At 65.7% G+C, this 15,814-nt stretch carries 13 protein-coding genes and 1 riboswitch; of the genes, 11 read left to right on the top strand and 2 right to left on the bottom strand.

The window, feature by feature from the left end; all coding sequences use genetic code 11:
* The first annotated feature begins 143 nt into the window (after nucleotides 1-143).
* The 7 genes from hrcA to DVU99_RS15715 all read left to right on the top strand — a co-directional run bounded on the left by hrcA (nucleotide 144) and on the right by DVU99_RS15715 (nucleotide 8,425).
* Entirely contained in the window at nucleotides 144-1,196 is a 1,053-nt protein-coding gene (gene hrcA / locus DVU99_RS15745; protein ID WP_114241178.1) for a heat-inducible transcriptional repressor HrcA, read from the top strand.
* 83 nt (nucleotides 1,197-1,279) lie between these two features.
* Nucleotides 1,280-1,813 (top strand): nucleotide exchange factor GrpE, encoded by a 534-nt coding sequence (gene grpE, locus DVU99_RS15740; protein WP_114241177.1) that lies wholly within the window; start codon nucleotides 1,280-1,282, stop codon nucleotides 1,811-1,813.
* A 159-nt stretch (nucleotides 1,814-1,972) separates the two neighbouring features.
* Nucleotides 1,973-3,898, top strand: a complete 1,926-nt coding sequence (gene dnaK / locus DVU99_RS15735; protein WP_114241176.1) for a molecular chaperone DnaK — start codon at nucleotides 1,973-1,975, stop codon at nucleotides 3,896-3,898.
* 131 nt (nucleotides 3,899-4,029) lie between these two features.
* Entirely contained in the window at nucleotides 4,030-5,154 is a 1,125-nt protein-coding gene (gene dnaJ, locus DVU99_RS15730; RefSeq protein ID WP_114241185.1) for a molecular chaperone DnaJ, read from the top strand.
* 118 nt (nucleotides 5,155-5,272) lie between these two features.
* On the top strand, nucleotides 5,273-6,076 hold the full coding sequence (dapB, locus tag DVU99_RS15725) for a 4-hydroxy-tetrahydrodipicolinate reductase (RefSeq protein ID WP_114241175.1): 804 nt from the start codon (nucleotides 5,273-5,275) through the stop codon (nucleotides 6,074-6,076).
* 71 nt (nucleotides 6,077-6,147) lie between these two features.
* Nucleotides 6,148-7,056, top strand: coding sequence for a pyridoxal kinase (pdxY, locus tag DVU99_RS15720; protein WP_114241174.1), 909 nt, complete (start codon nucleotides 6,148-6,150; stop codon nucleotides 7,054-7,056).
* A gap of 113 nt (nucleotides 7,057-7,169) precedes the next feature.
* A riboswitch (yybP-ykoY riboswitch) is annotated at nucleotides 7,170-7,344 on the top strand.
* A 67-nt stretch (nucleotides 7,345-7,411) separates the two neighbouring features.
* Nucleotides 7,412-8,425 carry a sodium:calcium antiporter gene (locus tag DVU99_RS15715; protein WP_114241173.1) on the top strand — a complete coding sequence of 338 codons (1,014 nt, stop codon included), beginning with the start codon at nucleotides 7,412-7,414 and terminating at the stop codon, nucleotides 8,423-8,425.
* A gap of 87 nt (nucleotides 8,426-8,512) precedes the next feature.
* Here the strand turns inward: DVU99_RS15715 and DVU99_RS15710 are convergent, their stop codons facing one another.
* Entirely contained in the window at nucleotides 8,513-9,208 is a 696-nt protein-coding gene (locus DVU99_RS15710; RefSeq protein WP_114241172.1) for a 2OG-Fe(II) oxygenase, read from the bottom strand.
* Between the two features lie 213 nt (nucleotides 9,209-9,421).
* Between DVU99_RS15710 and carA the strand changes: the two genes are divergently transcribed.
* The 3 genes from carA to greA are packed head-to-tail and all read left to right on the top strand — an operon-like array spanning nucleotide 9,422 to nucleotide 14,251.
* Nucleotides 9,422-10,558 carry a glutamine-hydrolyzing carbamoyl-phosphate synthase small subunit gene (carA, locus tag DVU99_RS15705; protein WP_114241171.1) on the top strand — a complete coding sequence of 379 codons (1,137 nt, stop codon included), beginning with the start codon at nucleotides 9,422-9,424 and terminating at the stop codon, nucleotides 10,556-10,558.
* Nucleotides 10,551-13,778, top strand: coding sequence for a carbamoyl-phosphate synthase large subunit (carB, locus tag DVU99_RS15700; protein WP_114241170.1), 3,228 nt, complete (start codon nucleotides 10,551-10,553; stop codon nucleotides 13,776-13,778). Before carA ends, carB begins: the two co-directional genes overlap by 8 nt.
* The gene (gene greA / locus DVU99_RS15695; RefSeq protein ID WP_114241169.1) at nucleotides 13,775-14,251 is read left to right on the top strand and encodes a transcription elongation factor GreA; all 477 of its coding nucleotides are present in this window, start codon (nucleotides 13,775-13,777) and stop codon (nucleotides 14,249-14,251) included. The genes carB and greA overlap by 4 nt, the downstream gene beginning before the upstream one ends.
* Before the next feature lie 55 nt (nucleotides 14,252-14,306).
* Here the strand turns inward: greA and DVU99_RS15690 are convergent, their stop codons facing one another.
* Nucleotides 14,307-15,071 (bottom strand): CPBP family intramembrane glutamic endopeptidase, encoded by a 765-nt coding sequence (locus DVU99_RS15690; protein ID WP_114241168.1) that lies wholly within the window; start codon nucleotides 15,069-15,071, stop codon nucleotides 14,307-14,309.
* 59 nt (nucleotides 15,072-15,130) lie between these two features.
* Here DVU99_RS15690 and DVU99_RS15685 point away from each other — a divergent pair, with 59 nt between their 5' ends.
* Nucleotides 15,131-15,781 carry a TetR/AcrR family transcriptional regulator gene (locus DVU99_RS15685; RefSeq protein ID WP_114241167.1) on the top strand — a complete coding sequence of 217 codons (651 nt, stop codon included), beginning with the start codon at nucleotides 15,131-15,133 and terminating at the stop codon, nucleotides 15,779-15,781.
* Nucleotides 15,782-15,814: the final 33 nt, after the last annotated feature.

Below are 15,814 nucleotides of genomic sequence, written 5' to 3'. Positions count from 1 at the left end.
CACGGCTAGAACAGACAGCGCAGGGGCGCCGAGGCGCCAGCTGGCCCCCGGCTAAGGCGCCCCCGCCACCCGTTCCCCATCCCCTTTCTTGCAAACTTTCCCGCCAGACCTTATTTCTTTTGCGTCTCACGGATTGCTACAGCATGCCAGCCGCCCAACTCGATGCCCGCGCACGCCGCCTGTTGCGCACATTGATTGCCCAGTACCTCGCCGATGGCGAGCCGGTCGGGTCGCGCACGCTATCGCGTTCCTCGGGCCTGGACGTGAGTCCGGCCACCATCCGCAACATCATGGCCGATCTCGAAGAAGCCGGCCTGGTGGCATCGCCGCATACGTCCGCCGGGCGTGTACCCACGCCGCGCGGCCTGCGCCTGTTCGTTGACAGCCTGATCGAACTGCAGCCCCTGCCCAGGGACGAGATGGCGCGCCTGCGCCGCGAGCTGCCGCCGGGGCCGACCACCACCCGCGACCTGCTGGGCAATGTCTCGACCTTGCTCTCGGCCATGACCCGCTTCGCCGGGGTGGTCACGGTGCCGCGGCAGGCTGACTTCCCCCTGCGCCATATCGATTTCGTGCCGCTGCCCGATGCCCGGGTGCTGGTGATCCTGGTGTTCTCCGACAACCAGGTGCAGAACCGCATCGTGCAGCTGGCCAAGCCGCTGGACAGCCGCGAGCTGGAGCAGGCGGCCAATTACTTGAACAGCCAGTTCGCCGGCCTGCGCCTGGACGACATCCGTAGCCACCTGCTGCGCGAGTTGCGCGAGGCCAGCAGCGAGCTCAACAGTCTGCTTTCCAGCGCCGTCGAGCTGGCGGCCGCGTCGTTCGCCCCGCAGGGTGATAGCGATGACGTGCTGGTCAGCGGCCAGACCAACCTGATGGGCTACTCGGAGCTGGCCAACCTGGATCGCCTGCGCGAGCTGTTCGAGGCCTTCCAGAAGAAGAACGAGCTGCTGCAGCTGATGGAGGTCTGCGCCAAGGCCCCCGGCGTGCGCCTGTTCATTGGCGAGGAATCGGGTTTTGCGGCGTTGGATGGCTGCAGCGTGGTCACCGCCAGCTATGGCGCCCAGGGGCGCGTGCTGGGGGCGGTCGGGGTCATTGGCCCTACCCGCATGGCCTACGAGCGGGTGATCCCGGTGGTGCAGGCGACGGCCGGATTGCTCAGCGACGCCTTGAATCGCGTCGCGACGACCTTATAACGCGCCCGGGAGGCGGGTTTTCCCCGCATGGTTTTGACGGCTGGTGCCAGGGGTGCCGGCCACGGATAGGCTTGGAGTCATTCATGCAGAGCAACGATCCAACGGCGTCCAACGAGGCGCAGGGCAGCGGCGGTCAGGGCGGTGCGGCCAGTGCCGAACTGGAGGCACTCAAGGCGCGCATCGCCGAGCTGGAGGCGAGCAACACCGAGTTGCGCGACACCGTGCTGCGCGAGAAGGCCGAAATCGAGAACCAGCGCCGTCGCCTGCATCGCGACGTGGAGCAGGCTCGCCGCTTCGCCAACGAGAAGCTGCTCAACGAGTTGCTGCCGGTCTACGACGGCCTGGAGCGCGGCCTGGAAGTGGAGGGCGGCGACGTCGCCAGCATGCGCGAGGGCATTGCGCTCACGCTCAAGTCGCTGCTGAAGGTCGCCGAGAACAATGGCCTGGTGCAGGTCGATCCGGTGGGTCAGCCACTGGATCCCGAAAAGCACCACGCCGTGAGCATGGTGGAGGCCCCGGGCGCGGCCCCCAACACGGTCGTCAACGTGCTGCAGAAGGGCTACGTGTTGAACGATCGGCTGTTGCGCCCCGCGTTGGTGGCGGTCGCCAAGGAGTAAGGCCGCGGCCGGCGGCCGAGGACGCCTGAACCGCGTCCCCTGCCGGCATCGTGGCAAGGCATCGGGGGTCTTGCCGGCATTGAGATGCCAGGCGTGGAACCCCATCTGGAAACCAGTCGCGGCCGAGGGGTCGCTTAAAGCATTCGGGAGTAGACAACTATGGGCAAGATCATTGGTATCGACCTGGGCACGACCAACTCGTGCGTGGCCGTGATGGACGGCACCACCGCCAAGGTCATCGAGAATTCGGAAGGCGATCGCACCACTCCGTCGATCGTTGCTTTCACCAAGGACGGCGAAGTCCTGGTGGGTGCGCCGGCCAAGCGCCAGAGCGTGACCAATCCCAAGAACACCTTCTACGCGGTGAAGCGCCTGATCGGCCGCAAGTTCACTGACGCGGAAGTGCAGAAAGACCTGCATATCGTCCCCTACGGCATCGTTGCGCATGACAACGGCGACGCCTGGGTGGAGACGGCCGACGGCAAGAAGATGGCTCCGCAGGAGATCTCGGCCAAGGTCCTCATGAAGATGAAGAAGACCGCCGAAGACTACCTCGGCGAGCCCGTCACCGAGGCCGTGATCACGGTGCCGGCCTACTTCAACGACAGCCAGCGCCAGGCCACCAAGGACGCTGGCCGCATCGCGGGCCTGGACGTCAAGCGCATCATCAACGAGCCGACCGCGGCCGCGCTGGCCTACGGCCTGGACAAGAAGGGCGGTGACCGCAAGATCGCCGTGTACGACCTCGGCGGCGGCACCTTCGACGTGTCGATCATCGAGATCGCCGAAGTGGACGGCGAGAAGCAGTTCGAGGTGCTGGCCACCAATGGCGACACCTTCCTGGGTGGCGAAGACTTCGACATGCGCGTCATCGACTACCTGGTCGAGGAGTTCAAGAAGGACCAGGGCATGGACCTGCGCAAGGATCCGCTGGCCCTGCAGCGCCTGAAGGACGCCGCCGAGCGCGCGAAGATCGAGCTGTCGTCCAGCCACCAGACCGAAGTGAACCTGCCGTACATCACGGCCGACGCCTCCGGTCCGAAGCACCTCAACATCAAGCTGACCCGCGCCAAGCTGGAAGCGCTGGTGGAAGACCTGGTCAAGCGCACCATCGAGCCGTGCCGCACCGCGTTGAATGACGCCGGCCTGCGCGTGTCCGACATCAACGAGGTGATCCTCGTCGGTGGCCAGACCCGCATGCCCAAGGTGCAGGAGTCGGTGAAGGACTTCTTCGGCAAGGAGCCGCGCAAGGACGTCAACCCGGATGAGGCCGTCGCCGTCGGCGCAGCCATCCAGGGCGGCGTGCTCGGTGGTTCGGTCAAGGACGTGCTGCTGCTCGACGTCACCCCGCTGTCGCTGGGCATCGAGACCATGGGCGGCGTGATGACCAAGCTGATCGAGAAGAACACCACCGTGCCGACCAAGGCCTCGCAGGTGTTCTCCACCGCCGACGACAACCAGACCGCCGTGACCGTGCACGTGCTGCAGGGTGAGCGCGAGCGCGCCAGCGCCAACAAGTCGCTGGGCAAGTTCGACCTGCAGGGCATCGAGCCGGCGCCGCGTGGCATGCCGCAGATCGAAGTGACCTTCGACATCGACGCCAACGGCATCCTGCACGTGTCGGCCAAGGACAAGAAGACCGGCAAGGAACAGAAGATCGAGATCAAGGCCGGTTCGGGCCTGTCCGAGGAAGAGATCGCCCGCATGGTGGCCGACGCCGAGGCCAACAAGGAAGAAGACAAGAAGTTCCACGAGCTCGTCGGTACCCGCAACAAGGCCGACCAGCTGGTGCACGCCACCCGTAGCGCGCTCAAGGACCACGGCGGCAAGGTGCCGGCCGACCAGCTGAGCAGCATCGAGGGCGCGCTGTCGGACCTGGAGAAGGTCAAGGACGGCGACGACAAGGGTGCGATCGAGTCCAAGATCGAGAAGCTCGAGCAGGTCGCCCAGGCCCTCTACGCCGCGGCCCAGGGCGGTGGCGCCCAGGCTGACGCCGGTGCCCATGCCGGTGCCCACCAGGGTTCGGCCGGCCAGGACGACGTGGTGGATGCCGAGTTCACTGAAGTCAAGGACGACAAGAAGTAAGATAGGCGGGTCGGCGCTGCCGATCTGATGCAGCCCGCGCCCAGGCTCTCTCCTAGGCGCGGGCTGTTTGTTGATGGGACATGGATCGCACGATTCATGTAGCAAGAGAGCGATCCATGTCGGATGCAACGATGAGCAAGCGTGATTACTACGAAGTCCTGGGTGTGGAACGCACCGTCACCGAGGTGGAGCTGAAGAAGTCCTTCCGCCGCCTGGCGATGAAGTTCCACCCGGACCGCTGCCCGGACGATCCGCATGCGCAGGAGAAGTTCAAGGAGGCCAAGGAGGCCTACGAAGTGCTGTCCGACGCGCAGAAGCGCGCGATGTACGACCAGCACGGCCACGCTGCCTTCGAGCACGGCATGGGTGGTCGCGGTGGCGCCGGCTTCGGCGACATGGGCGACATCTTTGGTGACATTTTCGGTGACATCTTCGGCATGGGCGGCGGTCGCGGGCGTCAGCGCCGCGGTTCCGACCTGCGCTACATCATGGAGCTCGATCTCGAGGAGGCCGTGTTCGGCGTCGAGAAGAAGATCGAGATTCCCACCCAGGTGAACTGCCACCACTGCAATGGCTCGGGCTCAGCCGATGGCAAGACGGTGACTTGCAAGACCTGCGCCGGCCATGGCCGCGTGCGCATGCAGAACGGCATCTTCTCCATCCAGCAGGCCTGCCCGCATTGCGGCGGTAGCGGCCAGGCCATCGAGAAGCCCTGCAACGAATGCGATGGCGAAGGGCGCCTGGAAGAAACCCGAACGCTGTCGGTGAGCATCCCGGCTGGCGTGGACAACGGCGACCGCATTCGCCTGACAGGGCAGGGCGAAGCAGGCCCTGCCGGCTCCGAGGCCGGCGATCTCTACGTCGAAGTGCGCGTGCGTGAACATGCGATTTTCCAGCGCGACGGCAACGACCTGCATTGCGAGCTGCCGATCCGTTTCACCCAGGCCGCGCTGGGCGCGGAACTGCAGGTGCCTACGCTCGATGGCGAAGTGCCGATCAACATCCCGCCGGAAACGCAGACCGGGCAGCTGTTCCGCCTGCGCGGGCGTGGCGTGAAGTCGGTACGCAGCAGCCGCTCCGGCGACCTGATCTGCCGCGTGGTGGTGGAAACGCCGGTACGCCTGACCAAGCAGCAGCGTGAGCTGTTCGAGCAACTGGAAGCCACCTTCAGCGATGGCGAGGCGGACAGGCACACGCCTCGCGCCAAGACCTGGGTCGACGGCGTCAAGCAGTTCTGGTCCCGGGTGACTTCGTAAATTCTGGTGCCCGGCTCGGACGAGGCGGGCAAATCCTGCGCGTCGATGTACGCCAGCGCCGCCTGCCGCTAGCATCGCGTCTTCCGTATCTGTTGCCGTTCCCGGAAGGAGTCCACGCATGAGCCAACCTGTTCGCCTCGCCATCAATGGCGCTACCGGTCGCATGGGGCAGGCCCTGCTGGCGCTGGTGAGGAAGGACTCGCGCTTCGTGCTGGCGGCGGCCATCACTTCGCAAGGCTCCCGGCAATTGGGCGAACCGGTCTATGCCGGCACCGTGGCACCGCTCTACAGCCACGGCTGGCCCCAGGACGACGCCATCGACGTGGTGGTGGATTTCAGTGGGCCGGCGGGTCTCGCCGAGGCACTCACGTACTGCGAATCGCGCGGCATCGCCTTGGTCACCGGCACCACCGGCCTGGATGCGACGTTCGCCCAGCGGCTCAATGCATCTTCACAGCGTATTGCCTTGTTGCGCGCCGCCAATTTCAGCCTGGGCGTGGCGGTGCTGACGCGACTGCTGCGACAGGCCGCCGCGGCGCTGCCCGGCTGGGACCTCGACATCATCGAGGCCCACCACAACCGTAAGGAAGATGCGCCATCCGGCACCGCGCTGGCGCTCGGCGAGGCCGCCGCGCAGGCACGCAACACAACGCTGCGCGAGAGCGCGGTGTATGCACGGGAAGGACGCACCGGGCCACGCGAGCATGGCACCATCGGCTTTGCGGTAGTGCGGGGAGGCGACATCGTGGGTGAACACGAAGCCTTGCTGATGGGGCAGGGCGAGCGGCTGGAACTGGTGCACCGGGCGACCGATCGTTCGATCTTCGCGCGAGGTGCGTTGGAGGCCGCTCACTGGCTGAGCGCCCGTGTACCGGGTGACTACGATCTTGACGCCATGTTGGCCGAGCGCACCTCACACTGATCGACGATGACGGCCGGGCGAAAGCTCGTTGTGCCAACGCGCGTGGCATCCCCGACGACGAAGGAACGCCCATGACCGAGCCCCTCGAAGACCATCTCGTTCATGGTCGCCGCAAGCGTCCCCGGGGCGCCGCGCCGGTCGACGTGATCTCGGTGCAATCGCAGTTGGTGTACGGCTATGCCGGCAACAGCGCAGCCGTGCCGCCGATGCGTCAGCTTGGGCTGCGCGTGGCGGAAGTACCGACCACGTTGTTGAGCAATACGCCGTTCTATTCCACCTTGCGCGGCAAGGTGTTGCCCTCGGATTGGTTTGGCGATCTCCTGCTGGGTGCGCGTGAGCGCGGCTTGCATCGTCGTGCGCAGGTGCTGTTGTCAGGCTATCTGGGCAGCGTCGACAACGGCCATGTGTTTGCCGACTGGCTGGAGGAGGTGCTGGATGAGGCGCCCGACCTGCGTTTCTTCCTCGACCCCGTGATTGGCGACACGCATACCGGCCCCTACGTGGAGCCGGGGCTGGAGGCGGTGTTCCGCGAGCGGTTGCTGCCGCATGCATGGCTGGTCAGTCCCAATGCTTTCGAGCTTGGGCGACTTTGCGGACAGCTGGCAGTGACCGAGCAGGAAGGCGTCGAGGCCGCGCGCGAGCTAATGCAGCGCGGCCCGGCCTGGGTGGTGACGCACAGTCTTCGCAACGCCAAGGGGGAACTGGTGACCCTGGCAGTGGGGCGCGAAGAAGCCTGGAAGGTCGCTTCCCCCGAGCTGCCGATCGACGTTGCCGGCACCGGTGACGTGCTGGTGGCATTGATGATGGCCAGCCTGCTGGCCGGCGAGCCGATGCCCCGCGCGCTGGCACGTGCCGTGAACGGCGTACACGCGGCGCTGGAATCCACCCTGGCGGAGCAGCACGAGGAGCTGGATGTCACCGTTGCGGTGCCGGCCTCGCGCGATGTCGGGGCGCTGCGTTTCCGGGCTGAACGGGCCTAGTTTCGGCACCCTTTCAGCGCAGGAGGCCGGTGGCGCGGGTGTTGCCTACGATCGCCCTCTGGCAGAGGAACCGGCCGGTTCACTTGTCCGGCCGTCCATCGGCCGGTACCATGCCGGGTGTTGTCATTGGGGAGTAGCCATCCTCACCCCCTGCCAGCCGACAGGCCGGCAAATCCAGAGGAATCCGCGTCAACAGACTTGAAGCCCCAGGCTTCATGGCGTGGATGGCCGACGGCACCTTTTCCTTTGGTGCCGGCAGCCCGGCGAGACCTTTGGCCGCGACGCGCTCACCTTTGCCGGGCGAGCACGCGTCGTCGCGCCAATGGTTTTCCGCTCGCCCGGCTTTGGACATTGCATGCTTACAGCGTTGTTGTTCCTGCTCTCGGCGGGTGCGATCTATTTCGCCTGCGAGTACTTCGTGAATGGCGTGGAGTGGTTCGGCCAGAAGCTCAACCTGGGCGCCACGGCCACCGGCACCATCCTTGCGGCTTTCGGTACGGCGCTGCCGGAGAGTGCAGTCACGTTCGTTGCGGTGATCCTGGGGCGCACGCCCGAGCAGCGCGACATCGGCGTGGGCGCAGCCCTGGGCGGCCCGCTGGTACTGGCCACGATTGCGTATGCAGTGGTTGGCGTGGCCTTGTGGGCCAATCGGCGCCAGCTGCAACGCGCGGACACCCTAGTGCGGGTCGAGCATCGCCGCCTGGCGCGGGACCAGTCGTGGTTCCTGGCCATCTTCGTGGTGAAGTGCGCAGTAGGCCTGGTGGCGTTCGCATTCAAGCCCTGGCTGGGCGTGCTGTTTCTCGCCGCCTACGCGCTGTATGTCTGGCGCGAGCTGAAGAGTGACGACGCGGCCCCGGAAGAGGAAGCGCTTGAACCGTTAAAGCTCCGCCCCGGGGCGACGGATCCCTCGATGGGGTGGGTCGCCGCGCAAACGGTGCTGGCCTTGGTGGTCATTGCGATTGCCTCGCATACCTTCGTCAAGCAGATCGAGGCGATTGGCGTGGCCCTGCAACTGTCGCCGCACATCGTGGCGCTGGTGCTGAGTCCGGTGGCCACGGAGCTGCCGGAAACCATGAATGCGCTGATCTGGGTGCGCCAGGGCAAGGAGCGCCTCGCGCTGGCCAACATCTCCGGCGCCATGATGATACAGGCCACCATTCCCAGCTCACTGGCGCTGTTCGCCACGCCCTGGATGTTCGATGCGCCGTTGATGGTGGCCGGCGTGCTCACCGGCGTGGCGGTGCTCTACCTGTGGTGGCTGTTCCGCCGCGGGCGCGTCGACGCGCGCTGGCTGGTGCCGGTGGGGCTGCTCTACGGCGTGTTCGCCGCGTACATCGCCTGGCACTTCGGCCACCAAGCCTCACGGTAGGCGTGCGCCCTGTGCGCGAACTCCCAGCGGCTATGGACGACCCATGGCCGCGTATCCCGCTGGGTTCGGGCATCGCCGCCCGAAGCTTCAGTCGCGATGCGCGGCGTTGCGGTCGCGACCGGCGCCCAGCTTTCGGTCCAGTGAGCCGAACAGCTTCTTGAAGGCGCGCGAGAACTTGCCGCGCTTGGTCTTGCGCAGCTTTTCCTGTTCGCTGGTGAGCCAGGCCACCTGGATTACCCGGCGCTCGCCTTCGAAGGGCAGGTGGCCGTGGAAGGAGTTGTCGCAGCGCTTGAACACCGCGAACTCCCCGTAGAGCGGCTTGAGCTCGGGGGCCACCATGTTGTCGATATTGTCGATGCTGCCCAGGAAACGCAGGCAGCCGTCGCTGGTGTCCGGCCAGAGGTTGTTGAGGTAGAGCAGGGCCGTGGCGACCTTGGACTTGCTGTCCGTGTGAATGGTCCCGTGCCGTTTGTTCAGCGAGCGGCACAGGGTGATCAGGGTCGGGTACTGGCCCAGGTTGTCGATGCCCAGGCGTGAGCCGATGGCGCTGGCGAACTCCGCCGAACTCAGGCGTTCCACCAGCGTATTGACGGTGGGGCCGCAGTCGCCCGGGTCATAGGGAAAGAAGCCTGCGCTGGTATAGCGGGGAAAATCCCGCTCCAGGTCGCCTCGTGCCTCGTCCGGCAGCTGGCCATGCGCGATCATGAAGGGGAACGGGGCCAGCCGTATATCCGTATCCGGTCGGTCGAGACGGGCGGGATCGAGGAGTGCGGCTGAGTTCATGAAGATCCTTTCACGGTCTGTTCGCCACTAGTGTAGCGCCCGCTGCGACGTGCGTTAGGCCTTTTCGGCTCGCCGATATTCAGCTGTTTTGGGTGGACAGCGAGAGGGCCTGCACCTATCATTGCTACCCGCCCTGAAACGTTCCTCGACCAAGGTCCACAAGCTGCTTCGCAGCGGCTTGCGGACCTTGCTGCACCTAAAGGCGGCCCTCCCATGCCTATTCCTGCTCTGCTTGCCCTCGAAGACGGCAGCGTGTTCCACGGCCACGCCGTGGGCTCGACTGGTGAAACCGTCGGCGAGGTGGTTTTCAACACCGCCATGACCGGCTACCAGGAGATCCTCACCGATCCCTCCTACAGCCGACAGATTGTCACCCTGACGTATCCCCACATCGGCAACACCGGCGTCAATGTCGAGGACGCCGAGTCCGATTCGGTGCACGCCGCCGGCCTGATCGTGCGCGACGTCCCGCGTCGCCCGAGCAACTGGCGCAGCACCGAAAGCCTGCCCGATTACCTCAAGCGCCACGGCATCGTGGCCATCGCCGGCATCGACACCCGTCGCCTGACCCGCATCCTGCGCGACAAGGGTGCGCTGGCCGGCTGCATCGTGGCCGGCGAAACAGTGGACGCCGAGGCCGCACTGGCCAAGGCGCGTGCCTTCCCGGGCCTCAATGGCATGGACTTGGCCAAGGTGGTCAGCGTCGGTGAGTCCTACTCGTGGAACGAGGGCGTCTACGACCTCGACAACACGGCCTTCAACCAGCCGGCCAAGCGCTTCAAGGTCGTGGCCTACGACTTCGGCGTGAAGCAGAACATCCTGCGCCTGCTGGCCGAGCAGGGCTGCGACATCACCGTAGTGCCGGCACAGACCCCGGCCGCCGACGTGCTGGCCATGCAGCCCGATGGCGTGTTCCTGTCCAATGGCCCCGGCGATCCGGCGGCCTGCGATTACGCCATCGAGGCCACCAAGCAGTTCCTCGATGCCAGGATCCCGCTGTTCGGCATTTGCCTCGGTCACCAGATCATGGGCCTGGCTGTCGGCGCCAAGACGCTGAAGATGAAGTTCGGCCACCACGGCGCGAACCACCCGGTGAAGGACCAGGATGACGGCCGCGTGCTGATCACCTCCCAGAACCACGGTTTCGCGGTGGATCCGGCCACGCTGCCGGCCAACACGCGCGTCACCCACACTTCGCTGTTCGATGGTTCGCTGCAGGGCTTCGCGCTCACCGACCGCCCGGCGTTCTGCTTCCAGGGTCACCCGGAAGCCAGCCCCGGTCCGCACGACATCGGCTACCTGTTTGACCGTTTTGCCGCACTGATGCAGGAGGCCCGCACGAATGGCTAAGCGCACCGATATCAAGAGCATCCTCATCATCGGCGCTGGCCCGATCGTGATCGGCCAGGCCTGCGAGTTCGACTATTCCGGCGCGCAGGCCTGCAAGGCGCTCAAGGAAGAGGGTTACCGGGTCATTCTGGTCAACTCCAACCCCGCCACCATCATGACCGACCCGGAGACGGCCGATGCCGTCTACATCGAGCCGATCAACTGGCAGACGGTGGAGCGCATCATCGCCAAGGAGCGCCCCGATGCGGTGCTGCCGACGATGGGTGGCCAGACCGGCCTCAACTGCGCGCTCGACCTGGCCGACAACGGCGTGCTGGAGCGTTACAACGTCGAACTGATCGGCGCCTCGCGCGAAGCCATCCGCATGGCTGAGGACCGCGAGCTGTTCCGCGTGGCGATGAAGGACATCGGGCTGGAATGCCCGAAGGCCGAAGTGGTCCGCACTTTCGAGCAGGCGCTGCTGGCGCAGGCGAAAGTGGGCTTCCCCACCATCATCCGTCCGAGCTTCACGCTGGGTGGTTCGGGTGGCGGCATTGCCTACAACAAGGAAGAGTTCGAAGAGATCGTCAAGCGCGGCCTCGAGCTTTCGCCGGTGGGTGAAGTACTGGTCGAGGAATCGGTGCTGGGCTGGAAGGAGTTCGAGATGGAAGTGGTCCGCGACAAGGCGGACAACTGCATCATCGTGTGCTCGATCGAAAACCTCGACCCGATGGGCGTGCACACCGGCGACTCGATCACCGTCGCGCCGGCGCAGACGCTCACCGACAAGGAATACCAGCGCCTGCGTGACGCCTCCATCGCGGTGCTGCGCAAGATCGGCGTGGACACCGGTGGCTCCAACGTGCAGTTCGGCATCAATGCCGAGAACGGCCGCGTGGTGGTGATCGAGATGAACCCGCGCGTGTCGCGTTCGTCCGCGCTCGCCTCCAAGGCCACCGGCTTCCCGATCGCCAAGATCGCGGCCAAGCTCGCCGTGGGCTACACGCTGGACGAGCTCAAGAACGACATCACCGGCGGCCTGACCCCGGCCTCGTTCGAGCCGACCATCGACTATGTGGTCACCAAGATCCCGCGCTTCGCGTTCGAGAAGTTCCCGTCGGCCGATGCACGCCTCACCACCCAGATGAAGTCGGTGGGCGAGGTGATGGCGATGGGCCGCACCTTCCACGAGTCGCTGCAGAAGGCGCTGCGTGGCCTGGAAATCGGCAAGACCGGCCTCAACCCGACCGGCCTGGACCTCAGCTCCGAGGAAGGCATCAACGCGCTCAAGCGCGAGCTGCGCGAGCCACGCCCGGATCGCGTGTTCCACCTGGCCGATGCGTTCCGCGCCGGCCTGACGCTGGAAGACGTGTACGGCCTGAGCCGTGTCGACCCCTGGTTCCTGGCTGCCTTCGAAGACATCGTGCTCACCGAGAAGGACGTGCAGGCGCAGGGCATCACCGCCGTCGACGCCGCGCGCATGCGCGAGCTCAAGCGCATGGGCTTCTCCGACGCCCGCCTGGCCGAGCTGCTGGACACCAACGAAGCGGCCATGCGCCACCTGCGGCGCACGCTGGGCGTTCGCCCGGTGTACAAGCGCGTGGACTCCTGCGCGGCCGAGTTCGCCACCACCACGGCCTACATGTACTCGACCTACGAGGAAGAGTGCGAGGCCAACCCGACCGACCGCGACAAGATCATCGTGCTCGGCGGCGGTCCGAACCGCATCGGCCAGGGCATCGAGTTCGACTACTGCTGCGTGCACGCGGCACTCGCCCTGCGCGAGGATGGTTTCGAAACCATCATGGTCAACTGCAACCCGGAAACCGTTTCCACCGACTACGACACCTCCGACCGACTGTACTTCGAGCCGCTGACGCTGGAAGACGTGCTGGAAATCGTGGACCTGGAAAAGCCCAAGGGCGTGATCGTGCAGTACGGCGGCCAGACGCCGCTGAAGCTGGCACGCGCGCTTGAAGCTGCCGGCGCCCCGGTGATCGGCACCTCGCCGGACAGCATCGACCTGGCGGAAGATCGCGAGCGCTTCCAGCAGATGATCGAGAAGATCGGCCTGAAGCAGCCGCCGAACCGCACCGCGCGCACGCCCGACGAGGCGCTGGCCTCGGCCCGCGAGATCGGCTACCCGCTGGTGGTGCGCCCGAGCTACGTGCTGGGTGGCCGCGCGATGGAAATCGTCTACAGCGATGCCGATCTTTCGCGCTACATCCGCGATGCCGTGCAGGTCTCCAACGACTCGCCGGTGCTGCTGGACCGCTTCCTCGACCATGCGGTCGAAGTGGACGTGGACATCATCGCCGACGCCGAAGGCAACGTGCTGGTCGGCGGCATCATGGAGCACATCGAAGAGGCCGGCGTCCATTCGGGCGATTCCTCCTGCTCGCTGCCGCCGTACTCGCTGACGCAGGAGGTGCAGGACGAAATGCGCCGCCAAGTCACGGCGATGGCGAAGGAACTGAAGGTCGTCGGCCTGATGAATACCCAGTTCGCCATCCAGGGCGACACGGTGTACATCCTCGAAGTGAATCCGCGCGCATCGCGCACGGTGCCATTCGTGTCCAAGGCCACGGGCGTACCGCTCGCCAAGATCGCCGCGCGCGCCATGGCGGGTCGTTCGCTCAAGGCGCAGGGCGCGACGAAGGAAGTGATCCCGGGTTACTACTCGGTGAAGGAAGCGATCTTCCCGTTCCTGAAGTTCCAGAACGTGGACCCCATCCTTGGCCCCGAAATGCGTTCGACGGGCGAAGTGATGGGTGTCGGCCGCAGCTTCGGCGCCGCGTTCGCACGCGGTCACGATGCCGCGGGCATCAAGACGCCGCCGAAGGGCAAGGTGTTCGTGTCCGTGCGTGATGCCGACAAGGATCGTCTGCTGCCGGTCGTCCGCGAAGTGCTGGAGAAGGGCTTCAGCCTGGTCGCCACCGAAGGCACGGCCAAGTACCTGGCCGAGCACGGCGTGACCTGCGAGCGCATCAACAAGGTGATCGAAGGCCGTCCGCACATCGTCGACCTGATCAAGAACGGCGAGATCGTCTACATCGTCAATACCACCGAGGGCAAGGCGGCGATCGCCGACTCGTTCTCGATCCGGCGCGAGGCGCTGCAGCAGCGTGTCACGTACTCCACCACGGTGGCGGGCGCGCGTGCGCTGGTGCATTCGCTCGATTATCACGGCGATGGCCAGGTACACAGCCTGCAGGAACTGCACAAGGAACTGAACGCATGAGTCGTGCTCCCATCACCAAGACGGGTTCCGAGCGTCTTCGCGGCGAGCTGGAAAAACTGAAGTCGAGCGACCGGCCGCGCATCATCGCGGCCATCGCCGAGGCGCGTGCGCATGGCGATCTCAAGGAAAACGCCGAGTACCACGCCGCGCGCGAGCAGCAGAGCTTCATTGAGGGCCGCATCGCCGAGTTGGAAGCGGCGCTGTCCACGGCCGAGGTGATTGATGTCAGCCGCCTCGCGGCGGGCAATCGCGTGGTGTTCGGCGCCACCGTCGACCTGGAGGAAGAGGAGAGCGGCGAGGCCGTGACCTACCAGATCGTGGGTGACCTTGAGGCCGACATCAAGCAGCGCCTGATCGCCGTGTCTTCGCCGATTGCGCGTGCATTGATCGGCAAGAGCGAAGGTGACAGCTTCGAGTTCAAGGCGCCCAATGGCGTGAAGCGCTACGAAATCACCGGCGTGCGTTACCAGTAAGCCGGTCCTGACGGGCCCCTCTCCGCAAAGGGAGAGGGGCTTTTTTATGTGCGGATCATTCGCCGCTGCAGCCGGCAACCAGGGCGGCCGCCTCCTCTGGCGCGTCGCGCGCCGGGTGGTATATCACCAGTACCTGCAGGTCGATCAGGCTGTGCACCAGCATGGGTAGCCACAGGCTACCGGTGAGCAGGGCCATTAGCCCGAAGGCGAGGCCGGCGATGCCCGTGCTTACCATGCCGTGGCGCCCCTGGTACAAATGAGCTACGCCGAAGGCGATCGAGCTGAGCAGCCAGGCTGCCGTCAGCCCCAGTGTGGGGCCGCCCGCGAGGTTGCCGGCCAGGTAGTGCAGCAGGAAGCCGCGATAGAGCCACTCCTCGCAAACGCCCGCGGTGATGCTCACTGCAACCCACCACCACCGCTCTTGCCGCGATACCGGGGTCATGAAACGCAGGCGACGCATCGCCCGGGCGTAGCGAGGCCGCTGTTCCGGCGCAAGCAGGGTGTGCAGGCCCGGCCAGAAGGCCAGCGTGAAGAAGGCCGCCAGCAACACCCACGAGGTCGCGCGCAGCCACGGAATCTCCAGCCATGCAAGCTCGCTGCCGTGCGGTGTCAGCGCCCATGGTTGAGTGTTGCCGGCACTGATCAGTAACAGCAGGGCAAGCGGCCAGGCCGTGCATACACCGAGCCGGTAGAGTCGCAGACGCCCGTCACGGCTGGTGTGGCGCTTGAGTCGCTTGGTCGCCGGCAGGTCGATGAAGGGGAAGGCGAGCACGAGGGCTGCACAAAGGGCATGCAGGATTCCCGGCCAGGCGAGCGTCATTGCCTTCCTCCTGAAGTAAATGTAAATTTACATTCGCATGTTAGTCCGGGGATTGTCCAGTGGCACCGACCAAACCGTCTTCCCGGGTGAGGGAGCCCCGTCAGCAGCGCAGCCGTGAGACGCTCGCGCGCCTGCTGGCAGCCACCGTCCGCGTGCTCGACGATGAGGGGCTGGAAGGGGCGGTTGTTCCACGGATCGCCGCGCTGGCACGGGTGGCGCCAGCGAGCATCTATCGCCGATTCCCGGACAAGGATGCGCTGCTGCGCGAGGCTTTTCTGCACATGCTGCGCGCCAGCAACACGACGAATCGTGAGCGCCTCGGAGCGATGTTGCTGCGTGACACCCTCGAGGCCTCGGCGGCCCAGTTGATGGAGCTGTTGTTTGCGCAATACCGGCGCCATCCGCGGCTGATGCGGGCGTTGATGCGCTTCCTGGAAACCGAGGGCGCATCCGAATTCGCCAGCGAGGTGCGCCTGCACATCGCGGAAAACATCGAGCAGGTGGTGGATGTCCTGCAGGCATTTCGAGGCGAGGTGCGCCACCGCTTTCCGCGCCGGGCGCTGCAATTCGCAGTGTTGTCGGCAGCCGGAGCGATCGAGAGCTTTGCGCTCGAGCCGGTGTCGCTCTGGCAGACGGTGCTGCCCATGTCCGACCGGCAATTCCAGGCGGAGCAGGCGCGCACTTTCGTGGCCTACCTGCGCCAATCCTGACGACGTGCATCCTGTAGGAGCGCACACTGTGCG

Origin of the sequence: Dyella sp. C9, from assembly GCF_003332825.1 — a bacterium.
Taxonomy (GTDB): Bacteria; Pseudomonadota; Gammaproteobacteria; order Xanthomonadales; family Rhodanobacteraceae; genus Dyella.
This window is presented reverse-complemented; position numbering and strand designations above follow the sequence as displayed.